Below are 338 nucleotides of genomic sequence, written 5' to 3' on the forward strand. Positions count from 1 at the left end.
CCCCAGGTTAAAGGATCTATCCAGGTAACAACTTCATTAAAATGTATAATAGGTTTAAAAATAATATATTCAACATCACGCTCAAATTGATACGTATAAAAAAAACTTCGACCAGTAAACCTTAATTCATTAAAATCCCCAATGATATGATGTTCGATCTTAAATGGGTAAATATCTTCATTAATTACTTCCCTTCTACCATACCTACTGTCAGATAATCCATTCGTTGCACCAGGTTGATGATCATCAAACCGGAATATTATTCTTTTAAAGGCCGCATCCTGTTTTCCATCATAAAAATTATTCTTTTTTTTATACTTTAGTTTAAATTCAACATT

The 338-nt window shown here is 30.2% G+C and carries 1 protein-coding gene; it reads right to left on the reverse strand.

The window, feature by feature from the left end; all coding sequences use genetic code 11:
- On the reverse strand, positions 1-338 hold a 338-nt coding region (locus FDW97_RS23455; protein WP_170973702.1), incomplete at both ends, for a hypothetical protein.

Origin of the sequence: Citrobacter sp. wls708, assembly GCF_005281255.1 — a bacterium.
Classification (GTDB): Bacteria; Pseudomonadota; Gammaproteobacteria; order Enterobacterales; family Enterobacteriaceae; genus Citrobacter; species Citrobacter werkmanii.